Below are 19,907 nucleotides of genomic sequence, written 5' to 3' on the forward strand. Positions count from 1 at the left end.
AGCCAGGAGTTATAAATGGATTTGAACGCAGCCCTGAAAGCATTCATCAGAACAGTAGAGAAGGGCTCCATGACCGGTGCGGCGCGAGATCTCGGCATCTCGCAGCCCGCTGTTACAAAACATCTTCTCAATCTCGAGCGACATCTGAATGCACGGCTTCTCGAGCGATCGCCTCAGAATATCCGCCCGACCACGCACGGTCTGGCGCTTTACGAAGCAAGCCGCGGTGCGATCGCATCCATCGATGCCGCCCTCGAGGGTATCCGATTGAACGTAGGCGAAATCGAGGGCAATCTCCGCATTCACGCGCCATCCTGTATCGGTTCAAAACACCTCCACGGCATCCTTCTGGATTTTCAGGACCTGCATCCAAAAATTGTCGTCGATCTTGTCTTGGACGACCGTACCGTCGATCTCATCTACGAGAATTTTGATCTCACCCTACGCTATGGCCGGATAGAGGCTCAGGAGGTCATTGCCCGGCGCTTCGGCTGGATGCAACGTATTCTCGTTGCCGCTCCCGGTTATCTCGAACGCGTCGGCGAGGTGAGGTCTCCGGAGCAATTATCAAGCCTCAGCATAATTTCGACCTTCGTCGTCCTGTCAGGCAAGAATATGTTGCCGCTGATGCGATCCGGATCTCCGACAATCGAAATTCCGGTCAAACCTGTCTTCCGGACGAATGACGCTCACGTTCTTCTCAACACACTTCTGGCAGGACGAGGGATCGGACAGGTGCAATGGTGTCTCGTAACAGACCTGATCGCCGAAGGCAGGCTTGTGCGCGTGCTTCCCGCCTACGCAGTGAAGCCGACTGAGGCATTCCTTGCCTACCCGTCGAACAAGTTCATGCGTCCCGTGGTGCGCGCCTTTACCGATTTCGTCATGCCGCGTCTGAAAGAAATTGAAGGAATAAGCCAAAGCGCTGATGATTTGGGATGCGTCTTATAACAATCAGTTATGCGCGCAATCACTCGATAAACGATAGACAATACTCCCGCGAAATTGTTCTTCTGGTTCGAGATGTTGCAATTCGGGCAACGGTTAGAGACCAGTGAATATTATCTATGCAGCTAGTGACCCATCATATATCCCGCCGCACCTTTCTCCTTGGCTCCATGTCCGCCGCCGCTCTTTCCGGCTGCGCGACGAACAACCCAACTCCGGAGCAGATGACGTTGGCGAAGCAAGTTCAATTACCTTCGCCAGTTGCATCCGATCCTGAGCTTCAAGCTCGTTATGCGGCATTCGAGGATGGAGGGCACTTCGTGCCTGCCATCCCCTACCAGAACATGGACCCGAAGTATTATCGCCAGCGTGTTGCTGACCCGACGGGAGAAAAGGTTGGCACGGTGGTCGTCGATACGCCCAACCGTTTCTTATATCTCGTTGAAGAGGGCGGTACGGCCATGCGGTACGGCGTCGGCATAGGCCGAGACGGGTTTGCCTGGAAGGGCGAGGGTATCATCCACTGGCGCCAGCCGTGGCCACGATGGAAACCTCCTGCAGAGATGATCGCTCGTCAGCCGGAATTGGAAATCTATTCCGTCGCGAACGGCGGCATGAATCCCGGGATCATTAATCCACTCGGCGCGCGGGCGCTCTACATCTTTCAGAACCGGCAAGACACTCTATATCGGCTACACGGTAGTCCCGAGTGGCAGTCTATCGGCAAAAGCGTCTCTTCCGGATGCGTAAGATTGATCAACCACGACATCGTCGATCTTTATGACCGTGTCCCCTATCATGCGCGAATTGTCGTGCATCAGGAACCATTTATCAGGATGGTATAGTTTCCGAGGCTGAGCCGGAAGGTCGGTGAACGCCTTATACGGCAAGCGGTCGAGGACGCCTGATGAGAAGAGACCGCAATTATTCCTGTCGTCGTGAGTTGCAGGATATTCTTCGCAAGTGAGCCACTGCTCAGGAGCCTGGCGCATAGCGGATAGCATGCAGAAAGAACCCCACCTATTCCAGGAGGCAGATAAGACCCTGACGGCCGCTGTTGATGAAGCCATTGAGCGCGCCGCCCAGACCGCAGGGCATGAACTTCAGTCGCTCGGCGTCGGCAGATCACCGCAAGACTACTTCGCGGACGCCGTCCTCTGCCACCTGTTCCTGCGCCTGTGTGGGGCCGACTTGAGCACGAACACGGGAAGAAATCCGGATACGGCATGGAAAATCCTCTATATGGGCCGCAGCGTCGCCCGTCACTGGGAGAGAGCGCGCGGCAGAGAGGAAAGACCGACGGGAGGATATAGAAAGAGACAATCGACGCCCGCCATGCAAGGTTTGAGCCCCTCTCCGACACCGACCGCGAGTTTACCGAAAGAGTGAGAAGCTACCTGTCGCTTCTCACCACTCCACCAGATTAGGCGCAGTGGCTGCACAACCAAAACTATCAAAGTTCACGGAGTTAGTAGTGACAAAAAGTTGCCCTGTTCTTGCGCCGGCTGAAAGAAAAATCGTCGATGTCATCAAACGTGCGGACACGGCGTTGGCTGCTGCGGTTTCTCTCGCTTTGAAAGAGGCGGTCAAACAGGCTACAGAAGACATGCAAGCAATAGATCAGGAAGATGCCACGCCGGTGCTGGAATATTTTGCAGGCGTCGTTCCGCGAAGAGCACCTCTTGCCACCGAGTTGTAGCATTCTAATACCGATACGCCGCATTTTCCCTGATTTGCCCAGATTTGACACGTATCTGGGGGCTTCGACGGAAAGCTGAGATGACTATCTTCGCCGCAGCCGCGTTATTGACTGAACTTTTTCATGCATGAGGTGCACGGGTATGGTCAGGAAACTCCTCGGGTTTTCAGAGATTGGAATTGACTAGGTCGGGATGGGACAGATGCTGGCGATGACCTGTTTCAGCGGCCTTTGTGATCGCCTCGAGCACCCGGTGACGATCGAGCGCGACCGCGAAGTCCGGCGCATCGGCGGTTCCATCGCGGAGGTCGGCGGCGAACTGGGCGTAGAGGCGGGCGATACCAGCCGCGGGTGCGTCGAGTTGCAGGTCGGGAGCCGCATATGCGGGCGGGACCTGTAGCCGCTGGACAGGCTCGCTGCCGCAGCGCAAAGTGATGGTCACATCGCCGAAGTGGATGTAGCCCGATGCCGTCTCGACGCGCAGACTGCCTTCGGTACCTTGGATCTCCCACACCATCGCCGAGCCGGCGGACTGCCCGGCACTGTAGTGCAGCGAAGTGACGATCCCGCCTTCGAGAACGCCGGCGACGACGATCTCGTCCGGCGCGTCCTTCGGGAGGGACGTGCCATCCGAGAGGCGGACACCGTCGCCTCGCTGATTGGCGACGACGGCGGACAGGCTCTCAAATGCGCCGAGTACGTGCGCGAGCGGTTGGAGCGCGTGGCCGAGCATGATGCTTAGAAGCGTGGCGCCATTCTCTGCGCGAGCCATGTACTCGAACGGCGGGTCATATCGGCCGAGCCACATGGCGTCGATCAAATGCGCTCGGATGCTCGTACTGAGCGGTATGCCGATCACGCCCTGCCGGACGAGGTCGCGAAGGTAGCGGATCGGCGGGTGCAGGCCGCCCTGCAACCCAATAGCCGTTCGCAGCCGCCGTTCGCGGGCAAACCCCTCCAGCGCTTCCGCTTCCGATAGGTTTCGCGCGAGCGGCCATTCGCAATAGACCATCTTGCCCGCAGCGAGCGCGTCGGAAACGATCTGCTTGTGCTCCGGCACCTTAACTGCAACCACCACCAAGTCGACCTCCGGCCGCAGGACCAGCGCCCGGTGTGTGTCAAAGGCAAGATCGGCGCCTAGTCGGCTAGCGGTCGCGTTCGCACTCTCCATGCGAGTCGTGCTGACAGCGCGGATCTGGAACGCGTCGAGCGCCCGCAGTGCCGGGACGTGAGCAATTCCGCCCCAGCCTCGATCAGCACTGGCGCCGACGATGCCGACGCCGATCCGCGTGTTTGCTGAATTTGTCATGTAGGCGTGCTCCTGTCTGGTGCAACCCGGGCAATGCTCGCCGTGCTGCTTCACCATGGTTTCGTTTCCGGACAGATGCTTGGGCGCATGGCGGGTGACCAATCATTGCCGTTCGCGTTGCGCTGCGTGGGTTTGAGCCCAAGTAACGCAAACGCAGGTAATTAAACGTGAGTCCAATGGGCCTCGAGTTCGCGCGCGACATCGGCCGGACGCTCTATCATCGGCCAATGTGAGCTCCGCAGCTTCACGACGGCGCGTGCGCGTATGGCATTGCCGAGCTCGTCGGCGAAACGGTGCGGCAAAAACGGATCGTCGAGGCCCCAGATCACCAGTGCTGGCGCGGTCATGCTGCTCAAACCCGGCTTCCATTCCGCGCCGACCTCGATAGCGGAACGGTAAAGTGCGAGAATGCTTGCCCTCATAGTGGCATCGAGATGCCGAACCGATTCATCCGCCGCATCTCGCGGCATCTGCGCCTCGACGAGCTTCGCCGCAAATTCCTCGAGGTCGAGGTCCTTCATCCATTGCTCGCCTTCACCTGGCGTCTGCCAGATCTTGGCGAGATAGTGCCATGGGTATTCTGGATCGATGGGCCCGCTGATTCCGGTCCAGGTTCGCACCAAATCGGGGCGGATAGACGCGAGGCGCCCCGTCAGCAGGCAACCCCAGTCGTGGCCGACCAGGTCCACGGGTTCGCCGATCTGCTCGACCTGCTTGATCAGCCAGTCGAGATATTCCTCCTTGGTCGAGGAGAAGCCTGACGGCAGCGGCGTACCAAAACCCGGGAGATCGAGCGCGATGATATCGGTGCGCGCCAGATGTGAGCGGACGGGATCCCAAAGGCGATGAGTGTCAGGAACACCGTGAACGAGGACTGCCGGCATGAATATCTCCTTGTTGAGCGCTGTTAGGAAGATAATCGCCTCGATCGCGTTGCAGTAGCGGGCAGACATGAAACATGGGGTTGCTGTTTGAGGAACCCAAGCGAACGGCAGCCATGTAACCCGCAAGGATCACGAGCCGCGACTGCTCGGCGCATTCAAAAGCCAGCCCGGATACTCGACCGGCAGGCGGCTGACGGAATCGAGACGCACCATGTCGTCCGGGTCAAGCTGGACCTCTGTGGCCTGAACGTTCTCGCGCAACTGCTCGACCCGTTTGGCGCCGATGACGACGGTCGACACCACCGGCTGTTTGAGGAGCCACGCGATCGCGATCTGCGCGGGACTGCGATCATGCTTGTAGGCAACGTCCTTGAGGACGCGAATCAGCGGCTCACCCCGGACGCGGTCGATCGGGGGGAAGTCGAGTTCGGTCTGCCGTGCGCCTTCGGGATTTCCGCCGTCGGCGTACTTTCCAGTCAGATAGCCTCCGGCGAGCGGGCTCCATACCATCAGGCCCACCTGCTCGGAGGCGAGGAGCGGCACGATCTCGCGCTCCACGTCCCGGCCGACGAGCGTGTAATAAGCCTGCAGCGAGGTGATCGGCGCCAGATTTCTCGCGCGCGTAATGCCGATGGCCTTCATGACCTGCCAGGCAGCCCAGTTGGACAGCCCGATGTAGCGAACATCGCCTGTACGAACGAGGGTGTCGAGCGCCTCCAGCGTTTCCTCCATCGGGGTCGCCGGGTCGAAGGCATGAATCTGGTAGAGATCGATATGGTCGAGCCCCAATCGGCGCAGACTGGCGCGGCACTCGCTCAGGATGTGAAGCCGCGACGCGCCGCCTCGGTTCGGTCCATCGGCCATGGGCGACGCCACCTTCGTCGCGACAACCACATCCTCCCGCGCCACGCCCAAATTTTTGAGCGATCGGCCCAGAATCTCCTCGCTTCGGCCATGCGCATAGATGTTGGCCGTATCGAAGAGGTTGACGCCCGCATCCAGCGCGGCGCCGATCAGCGCATCCGCATCGTTCTGCCCCAGTTTTCCGACCTGTCCCCACAGACCGTCCGATCCCCCGAAGGTCATCGCACCGAAGCAGAGCTCGGACACGAACAGTCCGCTGCTGCCAAGCTTGCGCATCCGCATACTACATCTCCTTGTCTTGACGGCCCGGCGCGTAGAACGTGACGCCGGGTCCCGTTTGAAAATCAGGTCAGCTGAGATCGCTCTGCCGCTCGCCCGTCCGGGCCGCGCGCTCCACCGCAGCAATCAGGCGGCTGTTGCGAAGCGCGTGATCGAACCCCGGCGTCTTGTAAGTGCCCGCGATCAGGTCACGTGCGAACGAGGCGTAGACTTCCCCGACGTTGATCGCGGCGCCGGCCCAAAAATCTGCGGCGGTCGGGCCGACACCAGTCGCGATCGGCGTGTCGGGTGGTGTGAACGCGACGCTCGCCGTGAGCCTGAGATCGCCGACCTGTACGCCGGCGAGGTGATGGCCGGTCAGGGTCAGCCGTCCCTCGGTTCCACGAATTTCGAAAGTGAAGCGCGCGTCTTCGGCCGGAACGCCGGCGAGCACCTGGACCGATACCGGCGCTCCGCTCATAGTCTTGGCGATCAGGTCAAGATGATCCGGGATCTCGCGGGCCGTGATATCCCCGGTATCGACGACCTCGATCTCCGGCCAGAGGAGCGCGACGCGGGCGTCGACCTCGGTGATGTCACCCAGAATAGCTTCGATCACATCGAGGACATGGGCGCTCGTGATCGTCATGAAACTCGCGCCCGACGCGGCTTTGTTGAAATAGTCGTAGTTGCTCGTCGTCTGGGGCCCGTAGCCGAACGTCGTCGCGTCGACTCGGGCCGACAGCAGACGTCCAAGCTTGCCGGAAGCGACCAGTTCCGCGGCGCGGCGTACAGCCGGATTGTGGCGACCCTGCAATCCGATCGCAGTGTGAAGCGATTTGGACGCAGCCGCCATCGCCTCGGTTTCCGCCAAGGTCGCTCCGAGCGGTGACTCGGAATAGACCGCCTTGCCCGCTTTCAACGCTGCCATTACCAGGTCATGGTGCGCCGGAACCTTCACGGCGACGGTTACGACGTCGATGCTCTCGTCCCGGATGAGCTCATAGGGATCCGCATACCAGCGCTCGGTGCCGAATGCCTCGGCAGCAGCCCTCGCGCTGTCCTCCCGGCGTGTCGCCACTCCTGCAAGCACCAGCGATGGCTGCGCCGCAAGCGCGGGGACGTGTGATGCGCCAGCCCAGCTCGCCTGCGTATCCGCGCCGATGATCCCGACACGAAACTTCCTGTCCGTCATGATTATGCTCCAGAATTGATATTCGAGCGCTCATTGGCGCTGTCGCCTGGCATTTAAACGGGCGGGATCGATATCTTGAAATCGATATCGGATATGCATCATCATCCATCGCATGGATGACTATCCGTGAGACCTGCCTCAGTAATATTGCTGTCTGAGGTCGGCGCAGACCTGTTCAGAGCCTTGCCACACGTGCGGGAAGGCGCCGGAAAGGCAGTTGCGGAGCCAGCGCTGCGCCGGATGCACGTCATTGCGGCGATGCCAGTTTAGGACGAACGGCACGGGATTCAGCCGCAGCGGAAAGTCCCGCACCGTGAGTTGCTCCGAACAACCCGATTGCCTGACGACGCTCTCGAGAACGGTTGCCACCATGTCGGAAGCGGCGACCAGTTCCGGCGCGCTCGCCATATGCTGAACCGTGACTGCGACCCGGCGCTTCAGGCCTTTGGTGGCGAGCGCGGCGTCGGCCACGTCCAGCCCTTCGTTCTCCGGTGAGACCAGGATGTGCGGCAGCGACAGGAACCCTTCCATGTCGAGCGGCTGGCTCACCGCAGGATGGTCCCTGCGCAGGATGCACACGAAGCGATCCTGAAACAAACGGGCGCTCAGGATTCGACCGGTATCGACCGGCGGAAGTCCGACCGCCATGTCAACCTCGCCGGCGTCCAGCATGCGAGTGGCCTCGTCCCGGCTGCCATAGTCGCGAACCCGAAGGTCAACGAACGGCGCCCGGTCGGCGAGTATCCGGATCAGAGGCGGAAGAACCACGCTTTCGGTATGCCCCGAGAGCCCCAGCGAGAACGTCATCGCCACAGCAGATGGATCGAACTCTTGCGTGAATTCCAGCGTTTGCTGAATGTTGCGCAGTGCCAGGGAGATCGGCTCCGCCAGTTCCAGCGCGCGTGGCGTGGGTTGAAGGCCGTGGGGTCCCCTAACGAACAATTCGTCCCGCAACAATCCTCTCAGACGATTGAGGGCGGCGCTCATCGCCGGTTGCGTGCGTCCGATACGCTGGCCGGCACGCGTGACGTTCCGCTCGGCGATCAATGCGTCGAGCGCCACAAGCAGGTTGAGGTCAATGCCGTGTAAATCCATCATGTGGATGTATAGTCGCACGTGCTATCAGTGACAAGCATCGGGCTGCTCCTTCAGACGATCAGGACAGGAAAGCCCCCCAGCCGCCGGCTCGCCATGTCGGCGTGCGCTCCACCGATCTAGTCGAAGCGGTAGCGGACGACTTCGAGATCGCTGTAAAGATCTGCCCGGACCGCATCCCAGAGCTGTTCCGCAGCGACCGCGACGGTTCCGCCATGCATACTGCGCGGTACCGCCGGCACGGATCTGGATGCCGCGCGACGCCATCTGCTCGGTCACTGCCGGAGGCTGCCCCGACGCAGCGCCGATCGCTGCGATCACGCCGCCATCGCGCACGGCGGCAACGCCCAATAGAAGGGTCGCTTTCCCGACAAAATCATAGACCACTTCGACACCTGACTGCACGCCCGGCGGATCTTGGTGGACAGTTCCGGGGTGCTTGCGAGGAACGCGTGGGTCGCGCCCGCCTCGACGTTGGTGAGCTTCTCAGCCGTCCCGGCCACGCCGATCACCGTCGCGCCGAGCGCTCGTGCCCAACGCGAAAGAATTGAACCGACACTGCCCGATGCGCCGAGCAAGAGGATGACGTCGCCGGCGGTGATCCGGTGCAGCGCATACAACCCCATCCACGCGGTCAGGCCCTTCGCCAGGAACGTTGCCGCGACCTCGTTGGAGATGTCATAGGGCAGCCGAACCAGATTCTCTGCGGGTTTCAGTGACGCCGTGGCATAGGCCCCCTCGACGAAGAAATAGGCGGCGCGGTCGCACCGTTCGAATCCCGTCACGCCCGGTCCGACAGCGTCGATCACACCCGCCGCCTCGAAGCCCAGCGTGGTGGGCAGGCGCATCGGGAAGAGCCCTGTGCGCACCATCACGTTGACATAGTTGATGCCGATCGCATCCTGGACCAGTCGCACCTGACCCGCCCCGGGTGATCCGACGTCCGTCTCGACGATCTTGAGAACGGCGGGCGTGCCGATCGACTGCATTTCGACTTTTCTGGCCATAACCCTTTTCCTTGGAGGGTGCCGCACGACGATCGCGGCGCGACGAAACGTTGCTACGCGTGGGCGACCGGCCGCATCGTGCCGGCATGAGGGAACTTGCCCTGACGGTAAGCGGCATAGTAGCCGGCGAGTTCACTCGCCGATCCCGCAATGAACGGCCCTTGCGCTACCACCTCGATGCTCTGTGGCTGCCCGGCGTAAAGCAGCACCCGCGCGCCGCGATCGCGTGCGCGCATCGTGAGCGAGCTCGTGCCATCGCCCATCGGCGCGGTCCAGCCCACCGAGCCTGTGGCCAGTTGCTCGCTGGTGACGCCAGCCTCCAGCTCGCCATCGATCAAGACGACGAAGGCGTTGTAGGAGGCGGGCAGTTGCGGCGCGAAGGCGGCTCCTGCTTCTAGATGAATGTCGATCAAGGTGACAGGCACCGCGTTCAAAGTCGGCGCTGCCGCATCCTCCAACTGGCCGCTGTAGACTATCGCCGTGACCCCCGGCTCAGCGTGCACCGGCATATCGGCACGGCGCAGAACCTGCACCCGGGGGCGCATGTTGCGCTGCGCTTCCGGCAGGATCAGCCAGAGCTGGAACAGACGCATCCCCGTCGAGACCACCGCATTCTCCGAGTGGACGATGCCGCTGCCCGCCGTCATCCACTCCACATCGCCTTCCTCCAGCCGGCCGCCGGTATCCTCCATCGTGCCTTTGAGCATGAAGGTCACGGTTTCGAGGCCGGCATGGGGATGTGCATCGCCGAAACGTCCCTCCAGCGTGATGTTGTCGTCGGCCATCAGGAAGAACGGATCGGTCGAGGCAAGGTCGCCGGGCGCGATCAACAATGCGGCCTTGTGCCGCTCGCCGTCGAAGCCCGGGCCGAGTGGAGGTATGCTTGTGATGCGGTCAATCGATCTCTGCAGCATAATTCTGGTCCTTCTCGTAACTTGGGGACCGAGTTCGCCGCGATCGGCGCCACCTCGGCATCATCGCCAATCATCTCGGATCGGACCGGCCTCGATCAAGATAGGGGTTCGAGAACCCAGTGTTGCGCAACGAGGAACCCAAAGATGCGTGAAGAAGTGCAACCGATCGACTAGGACCAATCGACATTCTATCCTAGAATATTAGCGTCATATCAGTTGGATCATATTCAAGCATGTGTTGAACATGGGATATTCAATGCGGTCCAACTACCACGGTTTTCAAAGAAACTAACAAGGACGTGTGGACATTATCCGAGACTGCCTGCAAACCGAGCACTGAGGCGCTCGCGACGGAAATATTCAGTATAGAAGTCGATGAAAGCGCGTGTTTTTAGCGGTTGGAGCACGCGGCCTGAGTAGTAGAGCGAGATCGATCCGGCATCGGCATACCACTTCGGAAGGATACGTTCGAGCGCACCACTTTCCAGATGCGGCAACACATCGGGCACAGCCAGCAACGCGATGCCGAGCCCTGCGATCGCCGCTTGCGCCATGGGGGCGGCGTCGCTCATCACGATCGTCTCGTTGAGCAGCGCGCGCTCTTCGCGCCCCTGGGCGTCACGCATCATCCATTGCCTGATCCGGCCTGAATTGGAGGACCGCATCAAGATCCCGGCATGATCGGCCAGATCGGCAGGGCTAGTCGGCCGGCGACGTCCAGCAAAATAGCCGGGCGAAGCGACCGCGATAACGTGAACCGGTGCGATCGTCGTGGAAACGACGCCCGGATTGAGTTCGAAACCACCGCCGATCGCGGCGTCGAAACCCTCGGCGATAAGATCGACCTTGCGGCTGTCGAAATGCCAGTCAGGTCTGACGCCCGGGTAACGGGCCAGAAAGTCGGGCAGTGCGGGAAGAACGTATCCCATAGCGAACGTTAAACTCATGCTGAGCTTCAGAACGCCGACAGGCTCGCCCTTCGTTTGTGATGCCCCGTCGATTGCCCCCTGAAGGTGGTTCAGGCTGTCGCCGATGCTTGCCAGAAAGGACTCCCCCGCCTCGGTCAAGGTCAACTTCCGCGTCGAGCGGTGAAACAGCCGTATGCCGAGGTTTCGTTCCAGCATCGCAACGTTCCGGCTGACTGCGGCCGGTGTGATCGAGAGACGCCGAGCAGCCCCGGAAAAGCTGCTCGCTTCCGCGCTTCGAACGAACGCTTCTAGGTTTGCCAGCGTCTCCATAATAAGCAACCTTCAAACATTGATTGAAACTAAAACAATCCATCTATGACTTATGCTGTGTCTATTTGCCAGCCATATTCGGGTCAACAGCAACACCGGATTTCTGCGACGCCGACGGCATCAGGCCAAGGATGAAGCAGAAGGACCGGCCGCCGCCAAAACAACCGCTAACTGACTTGGAAGGTCTGGATCATGACCGTTGGAATCATCGGAGCCGGCAATAAAGGAGGTGCATTTGCCATGGCGCTCGGTAAGGCAGGCATCGATGCCGTGATCGCGAACAGCCGCGGACCGGAAAGTCTTACGACGCTCGTTTCGAACCTCGGCAGCACGATCCGGGCTGGAAGCCTGCAAGAGGTCGCAGCGCATGCCATCGTTCTCGTGGCAGTTCCGTGGTCAAAGATTCCTGGCGCGCTCGCCGGCCTGAATTTCGACGGCAGGATCGTGATCGATGCCAACAACTCCATTGAAGCGCCGCTCTACCGGCCTGCGGACCTTGGCGGCCGCACCTCCACGGAAATCTTCCACACACTCGTGCCGGGCGCGCGCGTCGTGAAGGCGTTCAACCATCTAAGGCCCGAACAGTTGTCGGGCGACCCCCAGTCGGAAGGCGGCAGGCGAGTCCTGTTCTATTCCGGCGACGACACTAGGGCCAAAGCCGAGGTTGCGGCCATCATCGACCGCATAGGCTTCTTCGGGATCGATCTCGGCTCCCTCTCGATCGGCGGCCAACTGGTTCAGTTCCCCGGCGGTCCGTTGCCTGCTCTCAACCTCGTCAAGTTCAACTGAGCATCGCTGCGCCCACCTCGTATTTCACCGGAGGCGCCGCCAGCCATCTGAAACCCGGAGACGATATCGTGTCAAAATTCATTCAAATTCAGTCAACCGGCGGCCCCTCCGTCCTGCAAATCGTTGAGAAAGACCTGCGCGCGCCACGAGCCGGCGAGGTCAGGCTCATTCAGGACGCGATCGGCCTCAACTTTGTCGATACGATGATACGAAAGGGCCAGTATCCGATAGCGTTGCCGGCGGTTCCCGGTTTCGAAGCAGCCGGGACGATCACCGAGGTCGGATCCGGCGTCGAGGGGTTGTTGGTCGGCGACCGAGTGGCTTACTTCTTTTCGGAAGGCGCATATGCCACCGAGAGGATCATTCCGACCGCGCCGCTCATCCGCCTGCCCGCCGATATCTCGAACGAGACTGCGGCGACCTTCCTGGCGAAGGGTGGGACAGCCTGGATGGGGATGCGTGGTCTCCACGATCTCAAGTCCCCCGACACGGTGCTGGTACTTGGGGCATCGGGAAGCGTGGGCGCCATCCTGTCTCGCTGGGCAAAGTCGCTGGGCGCAACCGTGATCGGCGTCGCCGGATCCCCGGACAAGTTCGACAAGGTCGCGGCCGGTGCCACCCATGCCTTCTACGCTGGCGAGCCGGACATCGCCGCCAAGATCCGCACGATCGCACCTGACGGTGTCGACGTCGTCTATGATTTGGTTGGCCGGGCGACCTTTGCGCTAGGCGTGTCAAGCGTCCGTGATGGTGGCGTGATTGCCACGATTGGAGCCGCGTCGGGTCAGCCGGCGCCGACCCCCGATCTTGTGCGACGAGGCGTCGTTGTCCGCAGCGGCGGTACCCCTCAATACGTCTGGGGATCGGCAGTCGAAATCGCGACCACTCAGCTATGGGATGCACTGCGCTCAGGCATATTCAGTGATCTCGAAACCACGCGCTATCCGTTCGACGAGATAGCCCGCGCGCATGACGATATGGACAACCGCCGCTTGAGCGGTCTGCCGGTCCTGATCGCGTAATCCGAAAATAATCGTACGGCGGCAGGCCGCACGGACGCCCGCCGCAAGGCGGCCGGGCGAAACATTTCCCCTGTCGATAAAGAAAGGAATGATCGATGAGTGAACTAGCAGGTAAACGTGCGCTTGTGACTGGTGCGTCCCGCGGCATTGGAGCCGCGATCGCAATCGCACTGGCCGAAAAAGGCGCCGACGTTGCGATCACGTACGAACGCGCCGCTGATCGGGCAGCGCAAGTTGTCGCAACGATCGAAGGCAAAGGGCGCAAGGCGTTGGCTATCCAGGCTGACAGCATGGACCCCAATGCGGTCAAGTGGTCGGTTGATGAGGCGGCGCAGGCGTTGGGCGGCCTCGACATATTGGTGAACAATGCTGCTATCGCGATCTACAAGGATGTGGCGGATTTCACCGTCGCCGAGATCGACGCCCTTTTTGCTGTCAACGCTCGCTCCCCGATCCTGGCATCGCAAGCCGTGATGCCGTATCTTGGCAAAGGTGGCCGGATCGTCACAATCGGCTCCGCAGGCGCAGAACGCATTGTCGGACCGTCGACGGTTTATTCAATGACAAAATCGGCACTTCAATCATTTACCCGCGGTCTGGCGCGAGAACTTGGCCCTCGTGACATCACTGTCAACCTCATTCAGCCGGGATCAACCAACACGGAAATGAACCCGGCCGAGGGCGAGTTCGGAGATTTCCAGCGTGCTCTAATTCCGCTCGGCCGGTACGGCGAGCCGGAGGATATCGCGGCTGCGGTTGCATTCCTCGCATCTGGTGCGGCCCGACAAATCACCGGAACCATCCTGACCGTTGATGGTGGCACGCTGACCTAAACACACCAGCGGGTCCGTGACTTGCAACATAGGAGAGTGGGAGCTAACTTGATACTACCACCTACTAGCTTTCCACTCTCATCCACTTTGCACCATCATCAAATAGCGTGTTCGAACGGCGTCTAGGTCGCGTGTCTTTTAGGAGCGGACCGGCCCGTCGCGCGGGGCATCGTGCCACTGCGGGGGTTATGACCTGCGCAAAATAGACACCGCTCGCTCTTCATCGACCGGGTTGTCAGTCGATTTGGGCTTCAACCGTACTGGGATCGTGGACTGGAAAGGGTTCTCGATGATCATGGATGATGCATGGCTGCCGCCGGCAAAAAGCTCATTTCCGGCTAACATGTCTGCGCCTGCCGACGCTGTGGGCGTCAACGGTATCGCCTTCGGTAGCCGCAATCATCAGTGGCGTTTCTTTGTTTCAGCTTTCCTCATATCCTAGCCTCGTTCGGGATCAAATCCTTTCGATGAACTACATGATTACAGACTCATGACCCTGTTTCGCGACATTCTGGATGATAAACCCTGTGACTTTCCGGAGCATCAGCGGCCTGCTGTCGCCGGTTCGCCCGCAACCCCCTCGCAGGATCCGGCGACCAGACTCGCCCACATCCTGGTCGCGGTGCTGGTGGGAACGACGGCGGGCCTCGGCAGCGCGCTGGTGAGCGTCAACACTGCTCAACTGCAACAGGTTCTGGGTTTGAGTGTCGAACAGGCGGTGTGGCTGACGACCAGCCATGTCATGAGCGCCGTTTCGGCAATCTGCTGCCGATCAAGATTCGCCAGCTATATGGCCTGCGCCGCTTCGCCTTGACTTCGCTCAGCCTCTACGCTGCACATCGCGGCCTTTGGTGAGAGCACCTCGGCTAATCCGCATGATCTGTGGCGCTTCTATGTATCGCAGGCGGGGATCGCGTTCGCGGGGACGTTCTTCCTGGGTCCGGCGCTACTGCTCGGCATCACCAACGCACTCCAGTACGGTAGCAGGGAATTGATCAGTTTCATCGTGCTGTTCGGCGTCGTCAACGCACTCGGCGCTTGCCGGATCTGCGCTGCTGGGAAGCTACATGGACGGGCGCGTGGCAGCTGGCGCCGCTCCGCTCACGGCGCAATCGGATACGCTCCGTCTCGTGGCCGCACTGGCGGCGCTCATGACGGCATATTTGGCGGTTATCCTCGCTTTACGCATCCGGCGGAAGATGGCGGAACTGCGGATTCAGCTCAGCGCCAACACAGTCGATCAGCCCGCAGCCGCGGGCGGGCCTCATGTTGCATCGAGTGATGGGGGCTGGCAGCCGCCACGCCCTAGCCGAGGTGTTACTGCCGCACTGGCCGCGATGGCGATTGGTGGTGCCCTGCTGGTTCTGGCGGCCTGGAGATTGCCCTGACCCGGCAAACGACTTAGATTTCCCGGTCGAATTTCTCGTAGAGGAAATCCACCAATGCCCGCACACGCGCGATACCGGCGCGTGCAGGCGGCATGAAGATCTGCAGATCCCCCCCTTCGTGCTGGAAATCGGGAAGGATCGCTTCGAGCTCGCCTCGCTCCAAAGGGCCTTCGACCATGAACATTGGAGCAAGTACAACCCCCAGACCTGCGCGCGCAGCGGCCAGGAGCATCTGCCCGTTATCAGTGCAGAATCGGGAGTTCATGCGCACGTGCTCCCAGCCTTCGCGGCCCTGAAAGCGCCAACGGCCGGGATCCAGCGCGTAGAGAATGGTGTCGTGCGCCGCCAGGTCAGCGGGGACCGCAGGACGTCCGCGCGCATCGAGGTAGGCCGGGCTGGCTACCACTGCCCAGCGAACCTTGGCAAACTTGCGGGTGATGAGAATCGAGTCCGGAACGGCGCCGGGCCAGATCGCAAGATCATACGCCTCGGCGACCATGTCCACCTGACGATCGGTAAAGCGAACATCGAACTGGATAAGCGGATAGAGAAGCGCGAATTCCGCCAGTAGCGGCGCCAGCAGAAACTCGCCAAAGGCGGCCGGAACCTGAATTCGCAGCTGGCCAGAAATCTCGCTGGTCGACTTGCTGACGACCTCCTGCGCCGATTCCAGTTGCGATAGGCCTGCGGCCGCATGCGCATGATATTCGCGACCAATATCCGTCAACCTCGTGCCCCTCGGCGTGCGGGTCAGCAACTGAGCACCAAGAACAGTCTCGAGGCGGCTGACGCGCCGGCTCACGATAGATTTGACGATGCCGAGGCGCGCGGCAGCATTTGCAATGCTTCCGGTTTCCACCACTCGGATGAATGCGATCACGTCCAACAAGTCAACGGGCTCGGGTTCTGGCATTAGCAACTCCACGTTTCTGCTTTGGCGGCTACTGCAACACTACAGGATCGGTATTTTCGAGGAAAGGGCAGCGGAAACACCAACCGCTTCCCTCGCAATCGAGCTCCCTGGAGGCCACCGATGACAAGATCGCGAAACCCTGAAGCAGCGGACATTCCCCGCGCTCTGCACGGTCAGAGCGCGATCACGCGTGCTCGCGCTGCCGTGATCGAGCGAAAGGATGCTTCCTTCGTGATGGAGGATGTGACACTTGAAACGCCCCGGCCGGACGAGGTGCTGGTCCGCATGGTCGCAACTGGCATCTGTGCGACCGATGCCCATGTCCGGCAACAGCTGATGCCGACGCCACTACCGGCAATCCTCGGCCACGAGGGCGCGGGCCTCGTCGTGCGTACTGGAGTATCGGTCACCCACCTCAAGCCTGGGGACCACGTCGTGCTCTCCTACCATTCGTGCGGACAGTGCAAACCCTGCCTGTCGTCTCACGCCGCCTATTGCGAGAAGGTGTGGGAGGCCAACTTTGCGGGCGCGAGGCTGGACGGCTCCATCGGCGTCGAGCGGAACAGCGCGGAGGCTCTGCACGCCCATTTCTTCGGCCAATCCTCTTTCGCCACCTATGCGCTTGCGCATCAGCGCAACACCATCAAGGTGCCCAGCGACGTGCCGCTGGAGATCCTGGGGCCGCTCGGCTGCGGCTTCCAGACCGGCGCCGGTGCGATCCTGAACGCGATGAGGGTTCCGGTCGGCGCCACGGTCGCCGTCTTCGGCGTGGGCGCGGTCGGTCTCGCCGCGATCATGGCCGCCAAGGTCGCCGACGCGGCCACGGTGATTGCCATCGACATCAATGCAGAACGACTGAAGCTTGCCATAGAGCTTGGCGCTACCCACGTCGTCAACGCGGCCGGCCAGACGAACGTATCCGCCGCGATCCGGCAGATCGAGCCAAGGGGCGTCGAGTTCGTTCTCGACACCAGCGGGCGCGCGGCGAACCTCGATGCGGGGATTGGTGCCCTGGCGCCGATGGGACATTTCGGCTTCGTCGCCTTCAACGCCCATTCGGGCGCGATGGTGGACGCATCGTGTCTGACAGTCGGGCAGACGCTCCAGGGTATCATTCAAGGCGATGCCGTGTCGGCGCTGGTGATCCCCGAACTGATCGGCCTCTACCGGACGGGTCGGTTCCCGTTCGACCGGTTGATCACCTTCTACGACTTCGCGGACATCAACCAGGCGTTCGAAGACGTCGCCGCCGGTCGCGTCATCAAGGCGGTCCTCCGGTTCGAGGCCACGGACGCCTGAGCGTCCCGCGCGACTCCCAATTTATCAGCAAAGGAAGCGGATCATGTGCAACAACCATCAGAAAGCCATCAACGCCAGCGACACGCCGGCATTCTTCGCAATCGACAATTACGGCTTTCCCGAGGCGGGTGAGCATCCGGCGGATCCCCCGAACTACTATCCATCCTATTTCACCAGTGAGCGCTTCCAGAAGCTGGGCTACCATGTCGAGGAGCTGCGCGGCGGCTTCTACTGGGTTACCAGCGGTGGCTATGATGCGGCGTTCGTGGTGACGGACGACGGCGTGATCGCGATTGATGCCCCGCCCACGATCGGCGAGAATATGCTCGCAGCGATCGAGGATGTCACCAACAAACCCGTGACGCATGTCATCTACAGCCACTGGCACACCGATCACATCGGCGCCGCGTCCGTGTTCGGGCCGAACGTCGAGATCGTCGCTCACGAGATCACCAAGGAATTGCTCGAGCGCTTTCCCGATCCGAACCGTCCGATCCCGACGCTGACCTTCGACAAGGAACACACGCTGACGGTCGGCGGTGTGACCCTAGAGCTCTCGTACAAGGGCGAGAACCACTGCCCCGGCAACATCTTCATCTACACGCCGGCGCAGAAGGTGCTGACCGTCATCGACATCATCAGCCCCGGCAGCGCCACCTTCATGCATTGCGACGCTTCGCAGAACATAACCGGCTGGTATCAGGCCCAGGAACAGCTCCTCGAGTTCGACTTCGACTTCCTCGTCGCCGGTCACCACATGAAGTACGGCACGCCTGAGACGGTCAAGGCGTCGATTGAGTATTTCGCCGACGTCCTTGATGGCGCGCAAGCCGCCGTCGATCGATTCTCGAGGTCGGATGCCCTGATTAGCATCTTGGACGGCGCCGGCTGGGACAAAGTGTTCGTCGGCACCGAGAACTGGATCAACTCCATGGCGAACTACGCCACCAAGTATGTACTCGAGAAGCGCAGCAGCAACGGCCAGCTCTGGTCGGAACGGCTCGCCGGTGTGACCACACAGACCAAGTATCACGCCTACACAGTGCTCGAATCGATCCGTCTTGAACGCCCGCGTCCCAACTATCGCCTGCGCGGCGAAAATGCTCCCCCGTTCCTGACCTGATCCCCGATGCGGTCCGTGCCCGCTTAAGCGAGGTCGCAGCGGGCTCAAGCACGAGCAGGAGCTTTCTAGCAACACCAGTCCATTCACGGCGGTGGAGGGACCGTCATGTCATGCAGCTATCTAAGGACTTTCAGATGACGGCTTATTCGGCCAAGAATTGGATCAATGGCTCGTTCGTTTCGTCGGCGAGCCTCCGCATCTCCATCAATCCGGCGACCTACGAACGCATCGGCGATTATCCGGATGATGGCGGCGCGGCTGCATGCCGAACTGCTCGACCAGATGGCTTTGACGATCGAGCGGAACCGCGATCCACGGATAGACATCCTGCCGCTCCACCCCCCGATAGATGTCGCCAAAGCGGCTGCGTCGATTGATCGCCTATCCGGCGGACGTTTCGTGTTCGGCGTAGCTTCGGGCGACCGCCCGGTCGAGTATCCTGCCTATGGCCGCGACGCGAACCTGCGCGCCGAACTCTTCCGCGAAGCGTTCGACTACGTAGAGGCGTTTCTCACGAAGCGTTTTCCGGTCCACGAGTCGGCGTACTACGGGCGGCTCGCGGGCGGAGGCGATCTCGTGCCCAAACCTCTCTCACCGCGGCTGCCCACCCTCGTGACCGGCCAAAGCCAGCAATCGCTGGACTGGATCGCGCAACGTAGCGATGGCTGGCTCACTTACCCACGCAATGTCATTCAGCAGGCGCAGGTCGCCTCGGAATGGCGAGAAGCACTCGACCGCCTGAGCAGGATTCAAGCCACTTGCCCAATCGCTCTACGTCGACCTGGCCGCAGATCCGGATATGCCGCCCGGCCCTATCCATCTCGGATATCGGGTGGGTCGACGACGGCTGGCTGACCTTCTGGACGACCTGCGCTCAAATGGGGTCAACCACGTCGCCTGAACCTCAAGTTTAGCAAGAGACCGGTAGCTGAAGTTTTCGACGAGATCGGAACTGAAGTCCTTCCGCAATTCAGAATCCGTGCGCCGTGAGCCGCGCGGCTATGTCAAACAGACATTTGGTGAGGTCGATGCGCGCGCCTGGCACGTAGCTGGACGGAGCTCCGCGTTGAGCTCCGTCCAGCGCGTCGTTGTTTCCGCAGGACTGGAGCCACTACCGTTCCGTATGTCG

The 19,907-nt window shown here is 61.0% G+C and carries 21 protein-coding genes; 12 read left to right on the top strand and 9 right to left on the bottom strand.

Going from position 1 to position 19,907, the window contains the following annotated elements:
* Positions 1–15 precede the first annotated feature (15 nt).
* The 3 genes from ACTJI9_RS18670 to ACTJI9_RS18680 all read left to right on the top strand — a co-directional run bounded on the left by ACTJI9_RS18670 (position 16) and on the right by ACTJI9_RS18680 (position 2,647).
* Positions 16–951 carry a LysR family transcriptional regulator gene (locus tag ACTJI9_RS18670; RefSeq protein WP_440810094.1) on the top strand — a complete coding sequence of 312 codons (936 nt, stop codon included), beginning with the start codon at positions 16–18 and terminating at the stop codon, positions 949–951.
* Between the two features lie 116 nt (positions 952–1,067).
* Entirely contained in the window at positions 1,068–1,793 is a 726-nt protein-coding gene (locus ACTJI9_RS18675) for a L,D-transpeptidase (RefSeq protein ID WP_440810096.1), read from the top strand.
* 629 nt (positions 1,794–2,422) lie between these two features.
* A complete protein-coding gene (locus tag ACTJI9_RS18680; RefSeq protein ID WP_440810098.1) occupies positions 2,423–2,647 on the top strand; it encodes a hypothetical protein in 225 nt (74 codons plus the stop codon).
* A 166-nt stretch (positions 2,648–2,813) separates the two neighbouring features.
* Here the strand turns inward: ACTJI9_RS18680 and ACTJI9_RS18685 are convergent, their stop codons facing one another.
* From ACTJI9_RS18685 to ACTJI9_RS18720, 8 genes are all read right to left on the bottom strand, one after another.
* Positions 2,814–4,013 carry a Gfo/Idh/MocA family protein gene (locus tag ACTJI9_RS18685; RefSeq protein WP_440810100.1) on the bottom strand — a complete coding sequence of 400 codons (1,200 nt, stop codon included), beginning with the start codon at positions 4,011–4,013 and terminating at the stop codon, positions 2,814–2,816.
* Positions 4,014–4,117: 104 nt separating this feature from the next.
* The gene (locus ACTJI9_RS18690; protein WP_440810102.1) at positions 4,118–4,909 is read right to left on the bottom strand and encodes an alpha/beta fold hydrolase; all 792 of its coding nucleotides are present in this window, start codon (positions 4,907–4,909) and stop codon (positions 4,118–4,120) included.
* A 60-nt stretch (positions 4,910–4,969) separates the two neighbouring features.
* Positions 4,970–5,986 (bottom strand): aldo/keto reductase, encoded by a 1,017-nt coding sequence (locus ACTJI9_RS18695; protein ID WP_440810103.1) that lies wholly within the window; start codon positions 5,984–5,986, stop codon positions 4,970–4,972.
* Positions 5,987–6,053: 67 nt separating this feature from the next.
* Positions 6,054–7,157 (bottom strand): Gfo/Idh/MocA family protein, encoded by a 1,104-nt coding sequence (locus ACTJI9_RS18700; RefSeq protein ID WP_440810106.1) that lies wholly within the window; start codon positions 7,155–7,157, stop codon positions 6,054–6,056.
* A gap of 138 nt (positions 7,158–7,295) precedes the next feature.
* Positions 7,296–8,255: a LysR family transcriptional regulator gene (locus tag ACTJI9_RS18705; RefSeq protein WP_440810109.1), complete on the bottom strand. Its 960-nt coding sequence runs from the start codon at positions 8,253–8,255 to the stop codon at positions 7,296–7,298.
* Between the two features lie 314 nt (positions 8,256–8,569).
* Positions 8,570–9,259, bottom strand: coding sequence for an alcohol dehydrogenase catalytic domain-containing protein (locus ACTJI9_RS18710; protein ID WP_440810112.1), 690 nt, complete (start codon positions 9,257–9,259; stop codon positions 8,570–8,572).
* A gap of 53 nt (positions 9,260–9,312) precedes the next feature.
* The gene (locus ACTJI9_RS18715; RefSeq protein WP_440810115.1) at positions 9,313–10,173 is read right to left on the bottom strand and encodes a pirin family protein; all 861 of its coding nucleotides are present in this window, start codon (positions 10,171–10,173) and stop codon (positions 9,313–9,315) included.
* 308 nt (positions 10,174–10,481) lie between these two features.
* Positions 10,482–11,411 carry a LysR substrate-binding domain-containing protein gene (locus tag ACTJI9_RS18720; protein WP_440810118.1) on the bottom strand — a complete coding sequence of 310 codons (930 nt, stop codon included), beginning with the start codon at positions 11,409–11,411 and terminating at the stop codon, positions 10,482–10,484.
* Between the two features lie 192 nt (positions 11,412–11,603).
* Between ACTJI9_RS18720 and ACTJI9_RS18725 the strand changes: the two genes are divergently transcribed.
* The 6 genes from ACTJI9_RS18725 (at position 11,604) to ACTJI9_RS18750 (ending at position 15,443) form a co-directional block, all read left to right on the top strand.
* A complete protein-coding gene (locus ACTJI9_RS18725) occupies positions 11,604–12,200 on the top strand; it encodes an NADPH-dependent F420 reductase (protein ID WP_440810120.1) in 597 nt (198 codons plus the stop codon).
* 68 nt (positions 12,201–12,268) lie between these two features.
* Positions 12,269–13,222: a zinc-binding dehydrogenase gene (locus tag ACTJI9_RS18730; RefSeq protein WP_440810121.1), complete on the top strand. Its 954-nt coding sequence runs from the start codon at positions 12,269–12,271 to the stop codon at positions 13,220–13,222.
* A gap of 95 nt (positions 13,223–13,317) precedes the next feature.
* Positions 13,318–14,055 (top strand): SDR family NAD(P)-dependent oxidoreductase, encoded by a 738-nt coding sequence (locus tag ACTJI9_RS18735; RefSeq protein ID WP_440810124.1) that lies wholly within the window; start codon positions 13,318–13,320, stop codon positions 14,053–14,055.
* A 289-nt stretch (positions 14,056–14,344) separates the two neighbouring features.
* On the top strand, positions 14,345–14,497 hold the full coding sequence (locus ACTJI9_RS18740; RefSeq protein WP_155755798.1) for a hypothetical protein: 153 nt from the start codon (positions 14,345–14,347) through the stop codon (positions 14,495–14,497).
* 48 nt (positions 14,498–14,545) lie between these two features.
* Positions 14,546–14,869 (top strand): hypothetical protein, encoded by a 324-nt coding sequence (locus tag ACTJI9_RS18745; RefSeq protein WP_440810125.1) that lies wholly within the window; start codon positions 14,546–14,548, stop codon positions 14,867–14,869.
* Between the two features lie 253 nt (positions 14,870–15,122).
* Positions 15,123–15,443, top strand: coding sequence for a hypothetical protein (locus tag ACTJI9_RS18750; protein ID WP_440810127.1), 321 nt, complete (start codon positions 15,123–15,125; stop codon positions 15,441–15,443).
* A gap of 13 nt (positions 15,444–15,456) precedes the next feature.
* On the opposite strand, the gene ACTJI9_RS18755 is transcribed toward ACTJI9_RS18750, so the two are convergent.
* Positions 15,457–16,356, bottom strand: a complete 900-nt coding sequence (locus tag ACTJI9_RS18755; protein ID WP_440810129.1) for a LysR family transcriptional regulator — start codon at positions 16,354–16,356, stop codon at positions 15,457–15,459.
* A 120-nt stretch (positions 16,357–16,476) separates the two neighbouring features.
* Here ACTJI9_RS18755 and ACTJI9_RS18760 point away from each other — a divergent pair, with 120 nt between their 5' ends.
* From ACTJI9_RS18760 to ACTJI9_RS18770, 3 genes are all read left to right on the top strand, one after another.
* Positions 16,477–17,655: an NAD(P)-dependent alcohol dehydrogenase gene (locus tag ACTJI9_RS18760; protein WP_440810131.1), complete on the top strand. Its 1,179-nt coding sequence runs from the start codon at positions 16,477–16,479 to the stop codon at positions 17,653–17,655.
* A 43-nt stretch (positions 17,656–17,698) separates the two neighbouring features.
* Entirely contained in the window at positions 17,699–18,778 is a 1,080-nt protein-coding gene (locus ACTJI9_RS18765) for an MBL fold metallo-hydrolase (RefSeq protein WP_440810134.1), read from the top strand.
* A gap of 165 nt (positions 18,779–18,943) precedes the next feature.
* A complete protein-coding gene (locus ACTJI9_RS18770; RefSeq protein WP_440810136.1) occupies positions 18,944–19,633 on the top strand; it encodes an LLM class flavin-dependent oxidoreductase in 690 nt (229 codons plus the stop codon).
* The last annotated feature ends 274 nt before the right edge of the window (positions 19,634–19,907 follow it).

It is taken from the genome of Phyllobacterium sp. 22552, from assembly GCF_052044585.1.
Classification (GTDB): Bacteria; Pseudomonadota; Alphaproteobacteria; order Rhizobiales; family Rhizobiaceae; genus Phyllobacterium; species Phyllobacterium ifriqiyense.